This window comes from Zhengella mangrovi (assembly GCF_002727065.1).
Taxonomy (GTDB): domain Bacteria; phylum Pseudomonadota; class Alphaproteobacteria; order Rhizobiales; family Rhizobiaceae; genus Zhengella; species Zhengella mangrovi.
The window spans coordinates 417396-433647 of sequence record NZ_PDVP01000003.1; the positions used below are offsets into that span (position 1 = coordinate 417396).

A 16252-nucleotide genomic window follows, 5' to 3' on the forward strand; every position below is an offset into this window, starting at 1 on the left:
TCCCTGGCATCCACGTGCCCTGCCCGCCCGATTGATGTACTAATATTTTACTTCTCGTGCAAGCGCGTTCCGGCCTGGCCCACCGCCCTGGATGTCCATGGCTCGAAGGGCTGCGGTACCGGGAGCCAGGGGCCGGAAGCCTATGCATGGGGCACCCAAAAAGGCTGGACGATGCCGGCCGGCATGTCGGCCGGCAGGTCGGCAAGAGCGAGGTACCCGCCTTCCTCTCCGATCGCCTTGGAGGTGATCGCGATGCTGCGGCCGTCCGCGCCGCCGAAAGCAGGTTTGGACGGCGACGCAAACGGCATCGGCAAAACGGTGGCGAGCCGCCCGTCCGGGTCGAAGACACCGAGCCGTGCGCCATCGGCGGCCGCGATCCAGTAGTTGCCGTGTGTGTCGAGGGCCGCGCCGTCCGGGCGCCCGCCAAGCTGGTCGCCGTCCACATACGCTGCGGCGTCGCCACCGGACGCCGGCTTGCCCGCGATCCGCCGGATCCAGACACGGCGAACGCCGGGATGGGAGTCGGAGTAGAAAAGCCGGTCTCGTTTCAAGTCTGCCGCCAACCCGTTGGGAATGCGCAGGTTTTTGACAATCATCTGCAGCATCAGGTCGGGCGTGACCAGATGGATGGCACCGGTATCGGCTTCGGCATCGAGTGCCATGGTCGATGCCCAGAGCCGCCCCGATCCGTCCACGGCGGCATCGTTGAAACGCTGTCCGGGCCGGTCGAAGGAAACAAGGCGCGCCAGGCCGCCTGTCTCCGGGTCGAATGCGAAGATGCCGCGTTCCAGGCCGAGGGCCGGCCGGCCTGACGCCAGAAGCACCACGAAGCCGGGATGTTCGGGCAGGTCCCAGCTGTCGATCCTGCCCGACGAGCGATCCAGGAAGAGAAGGCGCTTGCCCTCGATGTCGACCCACCAGACGTCATGGGTCACGGGGTCCCAGCACGGGCTTTCGCCGAGGAGGGTCCGCGCGCCGGCCTGGCGGATGATTTCAAGTGCAAGCCTCATTTCCCGCAATGATCGCACCTCCCCGGGAAGCGTGTTTCTGTGGTGGCTCCAAAACCGGTTGACACGGGATCATTGGCGTAATTATGATTTCAATGCAACTAAAATATCAGTTTGGGTTACCAAGCAGATTTCATCGGGAGGAAACCATGAAACGATTCATCAAGGCGCTTGGCCTCTGCGTCGCCGTGGCGGCCGGGTTCGGCATGAGCCTGCCTTCATATGCCGCCACGACGCTGAGGATCGGCACCGTCCTTGCGCCTGACGATCCGATGGGCCAGGGGATCGAGAAGTTTAAGACGGACGTCGAGGCCGCAACGGGTGGAGAGGTGGTGATCGAGGTCTTCCACAATTCCCAGCTCGGCGACACGACGGAGATGATCGACCAGGCTCGCGCGGGGGCCAATGTCGGCACGGTCACCGACGTGGCGCGGCTTTCGAGTTTCGTCCCCTCGCTTGCCATCATGTCGGCGCCGTTTCTGTTCGACACCTACGAGCAGGCTGACACGTTCGCCCTGTCCGACGAGTATCTCGCCTGGGGTGAAGAGCTGAAGGACAAGTCAGGCCTCGTCATGCTGGCGTCCAACTGGTACCAGGGTCCGCGCCACCTTCTGACTCAGAAGCCGATTGCCACGCCCGGAGATCTCTCTGGCATTCGCATGCGCACGATCGGGGCACCGGTCTGGATCGAGACGATCCGCGCCATGGGAGCCGAGCCGACACCACTTGCCTGGGGCGAAGTCTATTCGGCGCTGCAACTGGGCGCCATCGACGGTGCCGAAGCACAGCCGACGGCGATCAAGGGCGCCAAGCTCTACGAAGTCGTCAAGAACGTCACCAGGACCGGTCACATCCAGCTTGTCACCGCGCTGGTCGTGTCCGCCGAGGCCTGGGACCAGATATCACCGGAGAACCAGAAGATCGTCCGTGACCTCGCCGTCAAGGACGGGCGCTACGCCTCCAGATTGACCATCGAGCTGGGTGAAAAGGCCCTCGCGGACGTGGCGGCAAGCGGCGTTACCGTGTCCGACGTCGACCTCGCGCCGTTCAAGAAGGCGGTGTCCGGGGTTTATGGCATGCTGAACCTCGAAGCCGAAGCAGCCATCGTCAACCGTGTCCTCGGACGATGAATTCCTGATCCCCCAGGCGGCGCAGACAAGAAGAGGCGAAGCCCCATGTTGAGACGCGTTGAATTTGCCTGCGCCGCATTGCTCCTGGCCGCGGTCGTCATCCTTGTCGGGGTGGCTTCCGTGGCCCGGGCAATCGGCTCGCCGATCATCTGGTCGGTGGAAATCGCCCAGCTCCTGTTCCTGTGGCTGTGCGTCTTCTCCATCGACCTCGCCCTCCAGGACCAGCGGCACTTTGGCATCGGCCTGTTGCTCGACAATGTCCCGCCGGCAGCCCGCAACATCATCGAGATGGTCAACCTCGTGGTGCTGATCGCGCTCCTGCTCTATCTCATCCGCTATGCCTGGAAGAACATGATCCTGATGCATCCCCGCCTCGACGGCGCACTGCAGATACCGGGCTCCTACTTCCATGCCAGCATGGTCTTCGGTTTCGTGCTGATGATCCGGACGCTCTGCGCCAGACTGATCCGTGATTTCCGCAAGGGGCGCGCCGCCTGATGCTGCTACTCATCGCCTGCCTTTTCGCCCTCTTTCTCGTCAGCGGAATGCCCGTCGCCTTTGCGCTCGCCCTGGCGTCGATCCCGGTCTTCGTGCTCACCGGCACCATGCCGCCGACGGTCGCCATCCAGAAAATGGTGACCGCCACGCAGAGCTTTCCATTGCTGGCGGTTCCGTTCTTCATTTTCGCCGGCAACCTGATGAATTTCACCGGCATCACGGAGCGCCTGATCCGGTTTGCGCGGCTGCTGACCGGCTGGCTCGCTGGAGGTCTCGGCCAGGTGTCCATTGTCCTGAGCCTGATGATGGGCGGCATCTCCGGTTCGGCGGTTGCCGACGCCTCGATGGAAGCACGGCTGCTCGGGCCGAGCATGATCTCCAAGGGCGGCTATTCGAAAGCGGCCACCGCGGCCGTCCTGGCCTTCGGCTCCATCATCACCGCGACGATCCCGCCGAGCATCGGCCTGATCCTGTTCGGCTTCATCAACGAGGTGTCGATCGGCAGGCTGTTCCTGGCGGGCGTCGTGCCGGGCATCCTGCTGACCGTCACCCTCATGATCACCGCCTGGATCGTGGCCAGGCGCAACGGATACGCACCGGACCTCGCCGCTCCGCCAAGCCTTTCTGAACTCTGGAGCAGTTTCCGGGAAAGCCTCTGGGCGCTCGCCTTTCCGGTCATCCTGATCGTCGGCTTCCGCTTCGGCTTCTTCACGGCGACCGAGGCGGGCGCGTTCCTGGTCTTCTATGCACTCTTCGTCGGATTCTTCATCTATCGCGAACTGACCATCCAGAGCCTCTACGCCGCGATCAAGGGATCGGTCACCGATCTCGGCATGGTGATGCTGCTCATCATGATGGCCGCGGTGCTGGGCTATGCGGTGACGATCGAGCGCGGCCCGCAGCAGATCGCGGAACTGGTCACGTCGCTCACCGGGAATCCGACCATGATCCTGGTGCTCGTGCTCCTGCTGCTGCTCGTCAGCGGTATGTTCCTGGAAGGTGCCGCCAACATCCTGCTTGTCACGCCGATCGTGCTGCCGGTGCTGGTCAAGGTGGGCTATGATCCGATCCACATGGGCATTCTCATCGTAACGCTGATCAACATCGGCGGCCTCACGCCGCCTGTGGGGGTCATCATGTTCACCGTCTGCGGAATTCTCGATGTCAAGACCGGTCAGTTCGCGAAGGCTTCCATTCCATACTTCATCGCGCTGCTGGCTTTCCTGCTCCTGTTGATTGCCTTTCCGGCGCTTTCCCTGTTTATCCCGGGCCAACTGATGTAGGCCGTCATGTTCTGTTGCGAGGATTCCCCTTCATGAATGTCAGTTCCCTTTCGGAGGCACTGGTCAGAATGTCCGACGATCTGCTGGGTCCCGTTCAGCACGGCTCGGCGGCCGGGCGCGTCTATACGCGTCTGAGGAACCGGATCGTTTCGCTCGAACTCCTGCCGGGCGCGGTTCTGTCACGCGCCGAGATCGCCAGGGAAAACGAGGTCAGCCAGTCGCCGGTGCGCGAGGCGATCCAGATGCTGGAGCAGGAAGGCCTCGTCGTCTCCTTTCCGCAGTCGAAGACGCTCGTTACCAAGATCGATGTCGAGCACGCCCGGGAAACCCAGTTCCTGCGGCTGAGCGTCGAAATCGAGGTCGCCAAGACGCTGGCCCGAAAGAACGATCCGGAATTGCTGCTGCCGACTCGGCGCATCCTGCGGATGCAGAAAATGGCGGGCGAGGATCACGATATCTCGGAGTTCACCGGCCTTGACCGGCTGTTCCACCTTTCGCTTTTCAATGCCGCCGGCGTGGCGTCGCTCTGGCACATCATTGCCGGGCGCTCCGGACATATCGACCGCCTGCGCCGGCTCAACCTGCCGGACCCCGGGAAAATGGCAGCGGTCCTCGACCTGCACGAGCGCATCGTCAACGCGATAACCGAAGGCGATCTGGCAAAGGTGGAAGCGGCCATCCGCGAACATCTGTCCGGCACGCTGGCGTCATTGCCGTCGATCAGGAAATCCCACCCGGACTTCTTCCCGGAAGAAATTTGACCGTTGCAACGGGGGTGATCGGGTTCGCCTTGATTGGATTTTCTATCAAGTTTTAAACAAAGCATGGGTCGCCGCCAAAGTACTGATTTGATATTTACCCTAATTTGCAAATTTCATTGAATATTTTTGAATAATACGGGGAAATAGACGGAATACGACAAATTGGAAGCGGCTGTTCAGGAAGACAGGGCGTTTCAGGGACCATCCGTCTCCACCGGGAGACGTGCCCGTCGTCCGAGCGCATGCAACCCGGATCGTCGAGCACGGCGGACCAGAGACCTGCGAGCCGGAAGCGGAAGTTTTGAACATCTTCTCAAGATCATCAGGGAGCCGGATGTGAGACAGGACAACGCGATAGACACCAACGTCACAGTGCACGAGAACGCCCTTCCCGTCCCGTTGTTTCGCGATCTGCTCGACGCGGTGAAGATGATCGGGCGGGACGCGGCGGAGAAGAACATCAGCTACTCCACGACGTTCTGGTTCGAACGCGGGGCCGAGCCCACCAATCTGGCGGAGGTGGCGATCCAGAGCCTGCATTCCATGGTCGATCCCGGGGAAACCTGTGTCGGCGTGGAGTGGTGGCTGGGCCGCTTGAGGAACGGGAAAGGCCTGGGCTTTCACTTCGACCGGGATCTCGCGCTCCACAGGAAGACCGGCGAAACAATCTGCCCATTGCTCGGCAGCGTCTTCTACCTCAACGATTATCCATCCGCGCCAACGGTGATCATCGGCCAGATACCGGGACAGGACGGCAAGTCGAAATTTCCCGAGGAGCCGACCTGCAGCAAGGCAATCGATGCGGTTGCGAACCGCTACATGGTGTTTCCCGGAAACCTGCGCCATGGCGTCACATCGGACGAAGGCAAGCTGCATCTCGATCCCCGCGGACGGGACGATGAACCGGAGCGCCGCCTGACGCTTCTGGTCAACTACTGGCACCGCCGGCCGCTCGCGCCGATCTGCAATGATTACGACGGCAGCATTTATCCGTCTCTGCGGCGGGCCTTTGAAGAGAAGGCGATGCCGCCAATCGCGGTCCCCGCGTGATCCGGCGCGGGTTCCGCGCCATCCAGGGGAACGGACCGGCTCATGAATAGACGGCGGCTGGGAAACAGCGACCTCGAAGTCTCGGTTCTCAGTTTGGGATCCTGGCTCACCTACGGGGTGTCGGTCGATCGCGAGACGTGCCGCGCATGCATCGCGACGGCGTTTGACTGCGGGATCAATTTCTTCGACACCGCCAACATGTACGGCCGCGGTGCCGCAGAGACGGTCCTCGGCGACGTCCTCGCGGACTATCCGCGTCATTCCTTCCTGATTGGTACCAAGGTCTACTATCCGATGTCGAAAACGGATCGCGGCCTGTCGCGCCAGCAGATCCGGAAGCAGATCGATGCCTCGCTGAGCCGCCTGAAAATGGACTACGTCGATCTCTACCAGTGCCACCGCTACGACCATGACACGCCTCTGGAAGAGACGATGGAGGCGATGCGCGAAACGGTGCGCGAAGGCAAGGCCCGTCATATCGGCTTCAGTGAATGGTCGCCGCGCCGTATCCGCAATGCCGATGAATTCGAGGGGGATATCCGCTTCACCTCGAGCCAGCCGCAATATTCGATGCTCTATCGCAAGCCCGAGCGCGAGGTGTTCCCGCTCTGCGACCAACTCGGCATCGGCCAGATTGTCTGGTCGCCGCTGGCCCAGGGCGTTCTGACCGGGAAATACAAGGCCGGGAAGCCGCCGCCGGACGGCTCGCGGGGCGACATCCGGCAGTCCAGGTCAGGGCGGTTTTCCAGGCCCGAAGTGCTGGAGGCCGTCGAGCGTCTGCGTCCGATCGCGGCCGGCCTGTCGCTGACGCTTCCTCAGCTGGCGCTGGCCTGGGTCCTGCAGAACGAGAGCGTCAGCTCCGCCATCATTGGCGCCAGCAGCCCCCGACAGGTCAGCGAGAACGCGGTTGCTGCAAAGACCGAGCTTGGCGCCGAAACGATGAAAGCGATCGACACGGCCTTGGGTGAAGTCGTGCGGCGGTAGCGATCAGGCGATCAGCGGCAGGATTTGCAGGCAGGCCCGTTTCGCGGCCTCGGTCTGCCGGCCTTCGAGCATGGCGATCGTCTTTCGCATGGCTTCGCCCAGGTGGGCCGGGTCGAGCTGGCTGATTTCGCAGCCTGACCGGCGCGTGATCTCGACGTTCGACAATCTGTATTCCTGCGCACCGTAGCTGAACTTGTAGGCTTCGTTGCCGTGGCAGAAATCGTAGGTCGTCAGGCCGCGCGATATGGCCCGTTTGATGTTGTGGGTGTGCAGCAACAGGCCGACATTGATGTCCTGAACAGTCTCGTCGCGCCCGGCAACGATGAAGTAGACGTGGCCAAGCGTCCGGTCGACGATACTGCAAAGTGCGCCAAGAGGGGTCTTGCCGCGCCGCAATGTGCAGATCTCCACCGCTCCGATGGCATGGCTATGGGCCAGGACCTTGCGGTAGCTTGCGGTCGCGCGCTGGACCGAACCGCTTCCGCGAACCGGTTCCCAGCTTGCCTGCCAGAGGCCGAGGAGACTGTCCAGGTCGGCCTCGAAGGTCTCTGCGGTACTGTCGTTGATGACAAGGGCATCGTCGGCATCGAACTGGCGCCAGATGCGCCGGATTTTCTGCCGCGTGTTGGAACTGGTACAATTCTGCAGAAACGCGTCGAACCCGCCGGGCAGCTCGATCCGGGGGCAAACGAGATTGTCCACCGTGCCATCGTTGATCATCTGCGGACGGTCCGCGATGCGGTAATGGTCCGCCGGAAAGCGCTCGAGCAGCCGGTCGATGCGCCTTTTGCAGCCATCGTGCTTGAACTCGATCCGCGCCCAGGGCGTTTCCAGCAGATTTGCCGCAATGGCATCGATCGCCGCGTCCTCGTGCTTCGGATCGCAAATGAAGCCGGTATATTGCGCCCAGCCCAGCTTGCCGGCAGGCCCGAGTTCGGTCTTGAAGCTCTGGCTGCTTTCGCTCCATCTGGTGCGGCGTTCGAGCGGGAGAATGCCGATGATGCCGCCGTCAGCAGCCTGGGAATGGACCGTCAGGACCTTCCACCGGCCGGGCGGGTATGAGGCAAAAACCGCGTTGAGCCACGGCCAGGAAAGGAAATACCCGCTGTCAGCATCGAGCGCATGCAGTCGCTCCCACGATTCCCGGATCTCCAGAAGTCCGTCCCGGTCCTGAATCGTTCTGACTTCCATCCGCGCCTATCCATTCTGCGACCTTCGCCACAAAGTAATCGCGCGGGTTTAAAAAACCCTGAAATGGCAGGAATGCTGCTTTCAGTCACATCAGGAACGCAGCGCAGACGGTTTGTATTTCACATTGAAGTTCAATGACCGCGGCAATGAAGTCCCGTTTCCCCGACGACTGCCTTTGACCAGCCCGGCCGCCCCGTTTGAGCGATCCGGCGCGGCGGAAAGTCTTGCACTCTCGCCGGGCGTCATCGATCGACGGAAACCGGTTCCGGTTGATGCAGGCAGTCGATCCCGCGTCGGTCGCCCTCGAACACGGCACCCCCTGGTGCGGCCGGTCGCTCCTGGAATTGACCGTCTGTGTGCATCAGGCGCCGACGGCCTTCAGATCGGGGCCGCGCGTCTTCATGTGAAGCGTGCCGACAATGGCGAGGTTGATTGCAGCAGCGGTCGCGGCAATGGCGTAGGCGAGGGAATAGCCGCCTGTCTGATCGTAAAGGAAGCCCCCCAGGTAGCCGCCATTCGCGTGACCGAGCCATCCGAAGAGCGTGACGATCCCCATCGCCGAGGCGCGTCGCGACGGCGGCGTCAGGGCAGCCACGGACACCAGGACGCCCGTCATGACGCCGGCATAGCCGAAACCGTAGACGATGGCATAGAGATAGAAGTCCGACAGGTTGTCCAGAACGGTGAAGCCATAGACCATCAGACCCATCCAGGCTGTCGCGGTCATGTATGCCGGCAGCGCCCCGATGATATCGGCAAGCTTGCCGAAGGAAACGCGCCCGGCAATCGCCACCATCAGCATGACGAAGATGACGCTGCTGGCTTCATCGAGGCCGAACCCGCGATCCTGGATCAAGGGCACCAGGTGCATGAGCGGCACCGACATGCAGGTGCAGCAAAGCAGGATGGCGGCGCACATGGCTGGTATGACCAGCCTGGCGGGCGGATACCCCTCATCGGCGGCGCGTTGCGCTGCCGCACTTCCCTTGCCTGCCGATGGAGGCTGCCTGAACAGTGCGGCCAGCGGCAACAGGAACACCAGCATCACGATACCCGTCACGGCGAAGGCGCCGCTCAGGCCCAGGCCCTCGATGAGAAACGAGGAGGCGAAAGGCACACCGCCCTGCCCCAGGGCCTGGCCTCCGGAAGCGATCCCGATCGCCAGCCCCGCGCCGACGGGGAACCAGTTTCCGACAGCCGCCATGATCGGCGGAAATATCGCGGCAGCACCAAAGAAGCCGGCCAGGAACATCAGGGCATAGAACTGCCAGAGCGCCGTGGCGAAAGACGCGGCGATGTACACGCAACCCATCACGAGAATGCCGAACATGACCACCGGACGCGTACCGCGGCGGTCGGCCTGCCGGCCCATGAACAATCCTCCGGCCGCCAGCCCGATGATGCCCGCGACATTGATCAGTGCGATTTCCCCGCGATCCCAGCCGTATGCATTCTGCATCGGCACGACATAGGCCGACATGCCGTTCACGATGGATCCCATCGAAACCGCAAGGATCAGCGCAGAGATCGATATGATCGTCCAGCGATACGCTGGCAGTTCAACCTGCTTGTCCATGGTTCCCATCCCGTGATTTGTGTTTCTGTTTCTTCTTTCGAAGCACCCTGCGCCATGAAGACTTGACCGGAAGCAATTTCCCAGGGGCAATTGCAGCGAAAGTGAACACCGGCTTCGCGTCCGCAACTGCGCCAAGACAACACCATGAAGCATTGCAGGGCTTCATCGGACAGCGGAAACGACCCAGTAAAAAGCATACCAGATTTCCTGCTATACTGACATGGTACTTCACCTGCCGCTGCTGGCACCCCGGTTGCCCGGCCCGGAGACCGGATCCCGGCCTTGCAGTGATCGCTTTCCCGCTCCCCTTCCCTTTGCCCCCGGCAGCGGCCCGATGTGCCCTCGCTGTTGGCCATCTGACACGCCAAGGCTCGCATCGCGCATGCGCGGCAATCCAGTTCTGCAAATGAAGTGAATCCGCTACCATTTTTGAAGCGGGCGCCGGCCGGATCGAATTGCCGTCCCGCCATGCAGCGACATGCGGCGGAAATGTCAGCCGTATCGCGTTCCAGGCCGTGCGAAGCGATGGAGCCAGGCGCAACCGCCAACGGCCGTCATGCCGGCCGGCGCTTGCGCGCGATACCGGTGCGTCAGCACGCCATTCCCGCCTGCCGCGAGACAGGGGGAATTATGCCGCTGATCGCGGCCCCGTGTCGTCCTGTTCGAATCCGGCAGAGCCATCCCGGCGAAAGCGGAAACCGGTTTCGCCGGAATTTTGCAAAGACAACGGCATGGAGCATTGGCGTTTCAACGCAATGCGGAAGTGCTCTAGTCGCAGGCTTCCTTTGCATAGGCATCGCGCACCGCTCTGCCGTCGGTGCGATACTTGTAATAGTTCAGTTCCTCTTCCCAGCCGCTATCGTACGGGCCGTCGGCGGCACAGAACCAGCCGTTCCTGAAGTTCGGATAATCGTTCGTATCGACCACGAGCGGCGCCCCGATCCGGCGTCTCTGGCGTTCGGCGGAGTTCCAGTCCTTGTAGCAGCCGGCAATGATGTACGTGCCGCAGTCCTGCGCCAGCGCGCCAGTCGCCGATGAGAACAGGCCGGCTGGCGCCAGCATCGATACAATGAGAGCGGTCTTGAAAATCCCCTGCATTTTCGTTTCCTTCCCTCGCAACTCGAGTTGCAGCTAGAGGCAAACAGGTCGATATGGGTCGCACCTCCCGCCAGGTCCGATGGCGTTCGCATCGGAGTACCTCCGTGCCAATGCCGGCCGGGTGGCGTCCAGGCTCAATGCAGTTTTCAGGTGTCGTCGCCTGTCTGGACGACCGGTCTTCCTCCCCACAGTTGGTCCGCGACCGTGTTCAGGAAAAAAGGAAACCGACGCGGTCATGAACAAGTAGAACAAGCACAAGAAGAGTGGCACGGTTCACAGAAAGCGGCAAGTTGAGATTGGCGGGGAATGCTTCGGGCGAAGACATCGGGAATTTCCGCATGCCGCGAGATCATCGAGGTATCCTCATCGACGGCAAACTGCACCCATTCTGAAAAGCTCACTGGCGCGGCGCGCGGTTCACCGCAGGTCAGCCACTGCCCCCGAGGGGACCGTTGGAGACCACGCGAATCCGGTGTGCATTGGTCCGTTGTCGGTTTTGCCCGATGGACTGCGCGAGCGATCCCCGTGGCTCCGTCATGACCTCGTTTGCTGGCTCCCGCGCCGTCGCGAAAGTGCGGCTAGGCCCAGAAGTTTTCGTGCACGGTTGCCTGCCGCGGCCCGGCCGGCGTTTCCACTGTCAGTTCGGTGCCGTTGTCCCAATGGGTCATCCGCACCATGCCGATGGCGACATTGGTGCCGAAATCCGGTGACCAGGCTGCCGACGATACCCGCCCGACAATGCTTGTTCCGTGTTTGAGCGGCCACCAGCGGTCGCAACCGGGAACGGCCGGGCCGTCGATCGAGATGGCGCGGATCTGCTTGACCGGACCTTCCTTTGCGACACGCAGCAAGGCGTCGCGCCCGATGCAACCGATCGCCGTCTGCGTGTTGCAGAACCGGCCGAGCCCGCATTCATGCGGCGTATTGTCGTCGGTCATGTCGTTGCCGTATGAAAGCAGGCCGCTCTCGATCCGCTCGATCAGGTTGGGGCAGCCGGCATGTACGTCTATCTGCCTGCCAGCCTCCATCAGAGCGTTCCAGAGCGGCATGCCGAGCTCTTCGCCTTCGACATAGATCTCGAATCCGCCCTGCTTGGAGTAGCCGGAGCGCGCAACCACCATCTGGTGCCCCTGGAAATCGAGATGCGTGAACTTGAAAAAGCGGATCTTGCGCACGGCGTCGCCGAAGACCGCGGCCATCAGATCATCGGCACGCGGCCCCTGCACGGCGAGGGGCGACACGTCGGGTTCGTCCACCAGCACGTCGAGCCGGTAGCCATAGGCCAGCCCCTTGATCCAGTAGAGCAGGTCGCTGTCCGCGATGGATATCCACCAGCGGTCCTCCGCCAGCTTGACCGCAACGGGGTCATTCAGCATGCCGCCGGTCTCATCGACGATGGGCACGTAGTAGCACTGGCCGGGCAACATCCCCCGCAAGTCGCGGGGTGTCAGCAGTTGCGCAAGGCGTCCGGCATCGGGGCCACGCAGCTCGACCTGACGTTCGCAGGCGACGTCCCAGACCTGCACCGCCTTTTTCAGATGGTGATAATCTTCCTCCACCGACCGGAACACCGTTGGCAGGAGCATATGATTGTAGACCGTGTAGGCCTTGACGCCAGCGGCTTCCACACCGTCAGAAAAGGCGGTTCGGCGAAGCCTGCGCGAGGGTGAGAGCAGTGCCACAGCAGTTTACTCCAGTTCTTTGGCGCGATCGCGAAGCCGCAACTTCCGGATCTTGCCGGTGGATGTTTTGGGAAGGGTTTCGAGGATGGAAGTCTTGGGGGCTTTGAAGCTGCCCAGGCGGGCTTGGCAGAAGGCGATGCGTTCGCCTGCAGAGGCCACGATCGCTTGGCCCGGGTCTCTTGATGGGCCGCGAAGTGATGACGCATCCCGGTTCCGCCTGACCTAGCTGTTGGGCCGCACGCGGGCAGCGGTCTTGTTGGCGAAGGCTTCGAGGCGCGCGCGGGCGGCCGGCTGGGTGTTGACGATGCCGCCCACGAAGGCTTCGGCATAGGCGGCATCCATACCCGACATGTTGTTCATGTGGCTCACCGCGGAACAGATCGCGAAGTTCGTCAGCGGCAGGTTCTGCGCGACCTTTTCCGCCAGTTCCAGTGCCTTGGCGAAGCTGCCGCCGTCGCCGGTGATATATTGCGCCAGCCCCAGATCGACAGCCTCCTGGCCCTGGTAGACGCGCCCGGTGAGGATCATGTCGATCATGCGGTACTTGCCGATCATGTCCGATACCCGGATCGTCGCACCACCACCTGTGAATATCCCGCGTTGGCCTTCCGGCAAGGCGAAATAGGTGCCGGGGTCGATCACGCGCACATGGGCCGCGCTGGCCAGTTCCAGGCCTCCGCCGACAACCGCGCCTTTCAGCGCGGCAATGATCGGCACGCCGCCATATTCCATCTTGTTGAATGCCTCGTGCCAGCGCAGGCAGACATGCATGAAGTCTTCGGGGCTCCGGTCGGCTTTCCAGTGCTCAACCAGATCAAGACCCGCGCAGAAGTGATCGCCTTCCCCTGCCAGCAGCACGGCCTTGACGCCCGCCATCCGTGCGCCGCTGAAAAAGCGTATCAGTTCCTCGATCGTCGCCACGTCCAGAGCGTTGCGTTTGGAGGGGCGGTTCAGCGTGACGACATACAGGCCGTTCTCGCGCGCTGAAATCGAAAGTCTTTCATAGGTGTCGGGGTTCACGACGTCATTCATGGGTCGGGTCCTTTTGAAGGGTTGTTCGGGGAACGCCGCGTCCGGCATGCTTCCGGAGCCGTGCAGGATGCGTGTTTTCCCGGTGGCGCATCCGGGCAGGAGGTGCCACGAAAAAACTGTGCTTTGGCGATGCCCTCCCCCGCCGCCAAGGTCCCCCGCTATCAGGAAATCGACAGGGCTCAGGAATGCCGCGCCGGTTTCCCTGCGGCCGTTCTCCTGCATCCAGGCCGGCGCGTCCCCGGCCGGGGACCATGGCGCGATCTGCCTGCTGCAGGACGGGAGATCGCTCTCCGGCGCGGACAGGTTTTCCCCCGTGGGACAGGTGTTCCGCAAAGAACATGAAACCCTGTACGGACGCTTGAGAGGGCATACCTGGTGTCCCGGCAAGAACTATGGTTTCACGTCATTTAGCCGCTGCGAAACTTGCCAATAAGCTCATTTCTTGCCAATTTCCTATCTGATCACGCCAGACAATGTCTTCCATGACCAGTCACGACCCCACTTATCTGACGACCGTATCGGCGGGTTTCATCCAGGACTGGCTTGATGCGCTGAAGTCTCGATGCACGCCGGAAACGATGACGTCCCTGCTGGAGCGCTCAGGTCTGCAAACCGGCCCCATGGCGTCCAATCAACGCGTCACGCTGGAAGAGATCGCCCGGCTTTATCAGCTTGCCGCGCCAGAGACCGGCGATGAGATGATGGGACTGTGGAGCCGCCCGATCCGGCCCCGCGCCCTGCAACATCTCGTGACCGTGCAGCGCGAGGCCAGCAGCCTGATCTCTGCGCTGTATCGGTTCTCGACGTTCTGGAACCTGCTGTTGGATGATTTCCGTCTGGATCTGCGGAACGGGCCGGCGGAGACGGAACTGGCGTTGGTCCCCTGCTCAAGTGAAAACCACCCGCAGCGATTTGGTCACATGCTGATTCTGAAACTGGCGCATGGGCTCCTGTCCTGGCTTGGCGGGTCGGAAACGAGCGTGAAAGCGGTTCGCTTTGCCTTCGCTCGTCCGGATTTTGCCGCAGACTACGCGGTTGTCTTTCCCTGCCCTGTCGAGTTCGACGCACCGCGAACCAGCATCCATTTCGATCCGCGCCAGTTCAACCGTCCGATCACCCGCAGCCCCGCTGAGGCATCCGTGTTCCTTGAACGCGCGCCGCTCGACTGGATCTTCACCGGTTCGCGCGCACATACAAACAGCCTGCGCGTCCGCGCCTTTCTTTACGGGGCGGCATGGCGGACCAGCCAGCTTCCGGATGCTGCCAGCGCCCTGAAAATGACGCCCCGGACGCTGAACCGTCGCCTGAAAGAGGAAGGCACATCCTTTCAGGACATAAAGGACGCATTGCGCCGTGACATCGCCATCCGCGCGCTTCAGCAAGGCACGGAGAGCATCGAGCAAATCGCTTTCGACACCGGCTTTTCTGCCCCGGCGAACTTCCACCGCGCCTTTCGCAAATGGACCAACCGGACGCCCGGATCCTACCGGTTATGAGGTTGGGTTTCGAAACAACGGAGCCTTTCGGCGGGTGATCTGTGAGTTGCTCCCCGATGGTTGGACAGATTTCGGCGTAATTTGAGCTACTCTCTGCGCCTGCTGGCCGGGTTGGTTTTGATATATTGCCTGCCAATAATTCACGGCAGGCGGTTTGCGGCCGAGGACTTCGCCTTGTCACGCAACAGGTCGCGGCGGTTCAGTGCCTCTCCAAGGCGAGTGCGATTCCCTGTCCGCCACCAATGCACATGGTCACGAGGCCAAGGCGTCCGCCGGTTCGCGCCAGGAAATAGAGCGCCTTGACCGCCAGAATGGCGCCCGTGGCACCGACGGGATGGCCCAGTGCGATGGCGCCGCCGTCCGGGTTCACCTTTTCCGGATCCAGGCCGAGTTCCCGGTTGACCGCCAGGGCCTGGGACGCAAATGCCTCGTTGGACTCGATGACATCGAAATCCGCCAATGACAGTCCCGTCCGCGCGAGCAGCGTTCGCACGGCGGGGACAGGCCCGATCCCCATGATGCCCGGTTCGACGCCGGAATGGGCATAGCCGACGATCCTGCCGAGTGCCGTCTTTCCCGTACGCCGGACGTAGTCGCCGGATGCAAGGACGACCGCTGCGGCACCGTCGTTGATACCGGAGGAATTGCCGGCCGTGACAACGCCTTCTTTCCTGAAGACCGGCTTGAGGCCTGCGAGCATGTCGAGGGTCGTGTCCGCTTTCGGATGTTCGTCGGTCCTGAATTCCACCATGGTCCGGCCGGAGCGAACCTCGACCGGAACGATCTGCGAAACGAAATGACCGGCGGCCACCGCACGGGCGGCGCGCGTCTGGCTTTCCAGGGCAAACGCGTCCTGGTCGCCACGGGAGATGCCGTATTTCGTAGCGACGTTCTCGGCAGTGACGCCCATGATGCCGTTGCCGAACGGATCGGTGAGAATTCCGGTCAGGCCGTCGATCATGCGCACATCGCCCATTTTCTGACCGAACCGCCCCGCCTGCAGGTAATGCGGCGCGCGGCTCATCACCTCGGCACCGCCAGCCAGGGCGACATCGGTGTCGCCGAGCATGATGGTCTGCGCAGCCGAGACGATGGCCTGAGCACCGCTGCCGCAAAGACGGTTCAGCGTCATCGCCGGCGCTTCCTTCGGAATTCCCGCCTCGATGGCCGCGACCCGCCCGAGATACGCGTCATGCGGACCGGTCGGAATGACATTGCCAAAGACGACGTGACCGACCTCATCAGGCGCGATCGATGCACGGCGCATCGCCTCCCCTGCCACCACCGCGCCAAGCCGGGACGGCTCTTCCCCTGAAAGGTTTCCGCCGAACGTGCCGATCGCCGTTCGCGCGCCAGCCAGAATATGGACATCCTGCATCATCGTCTCTCGCTTCTTGTCCTGCCCGGGAAGATGGTCCCCGTTTCCTTCACGCGTATACACCTTGTCGCCCGGGATCCGTTCGA

Annotated in this window: 14 protein-coding genes; 7 read left to right on the forward strand and 7 right to left on the reverse strand. The window is 62.3% G+C overall.

All coding sequences use genetic code 11. The features are described 5' to 3' along the window. Positions 1-140 precede the first annotated feature (140 nt). Positions 141-1010, reverse strand: coding sequence for an SMP-30/gluconolactonase/LRE family protein (locus CSC94_RS08710; protein ID WP_099305922.1), 870 nt, complete (start codon positions 1008-1010; stop codon positions 141-143). A 146-nt stretch (positions 1011-1156) separates the two neighbouring features. On the opposite strand from CSC94_RS08710, the gene CSC94_RS08715 reads away from it, so the two are divergent. The 6 genes from CSC94_RS08715 (at position 1157) to CSC94_RS08740 (ending at position 6713) form a co-directional block, all read left to right on the forward strand. Further along, positions 1157-2137: a C4-dicarboxylate TRAP transporter substrate-binding protein gene (locus tag CSC94_RS08715; protein WP_099305923.1), complete on the forward strand. Its 981-nt coding sequence runs from the start codon at positions 1157-1159 to the stop codon at positions 2135-2137. A gap of 45 nt (positions 2138-2182) precedes the next feature. Continuing rightward, entirely contained in the window at positions 2183-2635 is a 453-nt protein-coding gene (locus tag CSC94_RS08720) for a TRAP transporter small permease (protein ID WP_099305924.1), read from the forward strand. Continuing rightward, positions 2635-3918, forward strand: a complete 1284-nt coding sequence (locus CSC94_RS08725) for a TRAP transporter large permease (RefSeq protein WP_099305925.1) — start codon at positions 2635-2637, stop codon at positions 3916-3918. Before CSC94_RS08720 ends, CSC94_RS08725 begins: the two co-directional genes overlap by 1 nt. Before the next feature lie 32 nt (positions 3919-3950). Next, complete coding sequence (locus CSC94_RS08730) at positions 3951-4679, forward strand: GntR family transcriptional regulator (protein WP_205853253.1); 729 nt, start codon at positions 3951-3953, stop codon at positions 4677-4679. Between the two features lie 336 nt (positions 4680-5015). Then, positions 5016-5729 (forward strand): hypothetical protein, encoded by a 714-nt coding sequence (locus CSC94_RS08735; RefSeq protein ID WP_133122849.1) that lies wholly within the window; start codon positions 5016-5018, stop codon positions 5727-5729. Between the two features lie 42 nt (positions 5730-5771). Then, positions 5772-6713, forward strand: a complete 942-nt coding sequence (locus CSC94_RS08740) for an aldo/keto reductase family protein (protein ID WP_099305928.1) — start codon at positions 5772-5774, stop codon at positions 6711-6713. A gap of 3 nt (positions 6714-6716) precedes the next feature. On the opposite strand, the gene CSC94_RS08745 is transcribed toward CSC94_RS08740, so the two are convergent. The 5 genes from CSC94_RS08745 to dmdD all read right to left on the reverse strand — a co-directional run bounded on the left by CSC94_RS08745 (position 6717) and on the right by dmdD (position 13292). Next, positions 6717-7904, reverse strand: a complete 1188-nt coding sequence (locus CSC94_RS08745) for a GNAT family N-acetyltransferase (protein WP_099305929.1) — start codon at positions 7902-7904, stop codon at positions 6717-6719. A 361-nt stretch (positions 7905-8265) separates the two neighbouring features. Beyond that, positions 8266-9480: an MFS transporter gene (locus CSC94_RS08750; protein ID WP_099305930.1), complete on the reverse strand. Its 1215-nt coding sequence runs from the start codon at positions 9478-9480 to the stop codon at positions 8266-8268. A gap of 768 nt (positions 9481-10248) precedes the next feature. Continuing rightward, positions 10249-10578: a hypothetical protein gene (locus tag CSC94_RS08755; RefSeq protein WP_099305931.1), complete on the reverse strand. Its 330-nt coding sequence runs from the start codon at positions 10576-10578 to the stop codon at positions 10249-10251. Between the two features lie 578 nt (positions 10579-11156). Next, entirely contained in the window at positions 11157-12260 is a 1104-nt protein-coding gene (locus CSC94_RS08760; protein WP_099305932.1) for a dimethylsulfoniopropionate demethylase, read from the reverse strand. A 222-nt stretch (positions 12261-12482) separates the two neighbouring features. Beyond that, a complete protein-coding gene (gene dmdD, locus CSC94_RS08765; protein ID WP_099305997.1) occupies positions 12483-13292 on the reverse strand; it encodes a methylthioacryloyl-CoA hydratase in 810 nt (269 codons plus the stop codon). Between the two features lie 482 nt (positions 13293-13774). Here dmdD and CSC94_RS08770 point away from each other — a divergent pair, with 482 nt between their 5' ends. Further along, on the forward strand, positions 13775-14788 hold the full coding sequence (locus tag CSC94_RS08770; protein WP_099305998.1) for an AraC family transcriptional regulator: 1014 nt from the start codon (positions 13775-13777) through the stop codon (positions 14786-14788). 199 nt (positions 14789-14987) lie between these two features. Here CSC94_RS08770 and bktB read toward each other — a convergent pair whose 3' ends face one another. Then, the gene (gene bktB / locus CSC94_RS08775; RefSeq protein ID WP_099305999.1) at positions 14988-16166 is read right to left on the reverse strand and encodes a beta-ketothiolase BktB; all 1179 of its coding nucleotides are present in this window, start codon (positions 16164-16166) and stop codon (positions 14988-14990) included. Positions 16167-16252 lie beyond the last annotated feature (86 nt).

Bases quoted from the DNA above. Each gene is read 5' to 3' on its own strand.
- CSC94_RS08755 (WP_099305931.1), bottom strand. From the start codon at position 10,578: ATGCAGGGGATTTTCAAGACCGCTCTCATTGTATCGATGCTGGCGCCA.
- CSC94_RS08730 (WP_205853253.1), top strand. From the start codon at position 3,951: ATGAATGTCAGTTCCCTTTCGGAGGCACTGGTCAGAATGTCCGACGAT.
- CSC94_RS08745 (WP_099305929.1), bottom strand. From the start codon at position 7,904: ATGGAAGTCAGAACGATTCAGGACCGGGACGGACTTCTGGAGATCCGG.
- dmdD (WP_099305997.1), bottom strand. From the start codon at position 13,292: ATGAATGACGTCGTGAACCCCGACACCTATGAAAGACTTTCGATTTCA.
- CSC94_RS08710 (WP_099305922.1), bottom strand. From the start codon at position 1,010: ATGAGGCTTGCACTTGAAATCATCCGCCAGGCCGGCGCGCGGACCCTC.
- CSC94_RS08720 (WP_099305924.1), top strand. From the start codon at position 2,183: ATGTTGAGACGCGTTGAATTTGCCTGCGCCGCATTGCTCCTGGCCGCG.
- CSC94_RS08770 (WP_099305998.1), top strand. From the start codon at position 13,775: ATGACCAGTCACGACCCCACTTATCTGACGACCGTATCGGCGGGTTTC.
- CSC94_RS08725 (WP_099305925.1), top strand. From the start codon at position 2,635: ATGCTGCTACTCATCGCCTGCCTTTTCGCCCTCTTTCTCGTCAGCGGA.
- CSC94_RS08715 (WP_099305923.1), top strand. From the start codon at position 1,157: ATGAAACGATTCATCAAGGCGCTTGGCCTCTGCGTCGCCGTGGCGGCC.
- CSC94_RS08740 (WP_099305928.1), top strand. From the start codon at position 5,772: ATGAATAGACGGCGGCTGGGAAACAGCGACCTCGAAGTCTCGGTTCTC.
- bktB (WP_099305999.1), bottom strand. From the start codon at position 16,166: ATGCAGGATGTCCATATTCTGGCTGGCGCGCGAACGGCGATCGGCACG.
- CSC94_RS08750 (WP_099305930.1), bottom strand. From the start codon at position 9,480: ATGGACAAGCAGGTTGAACTGCCAGCGTATCGCTGGACGATCATATCG.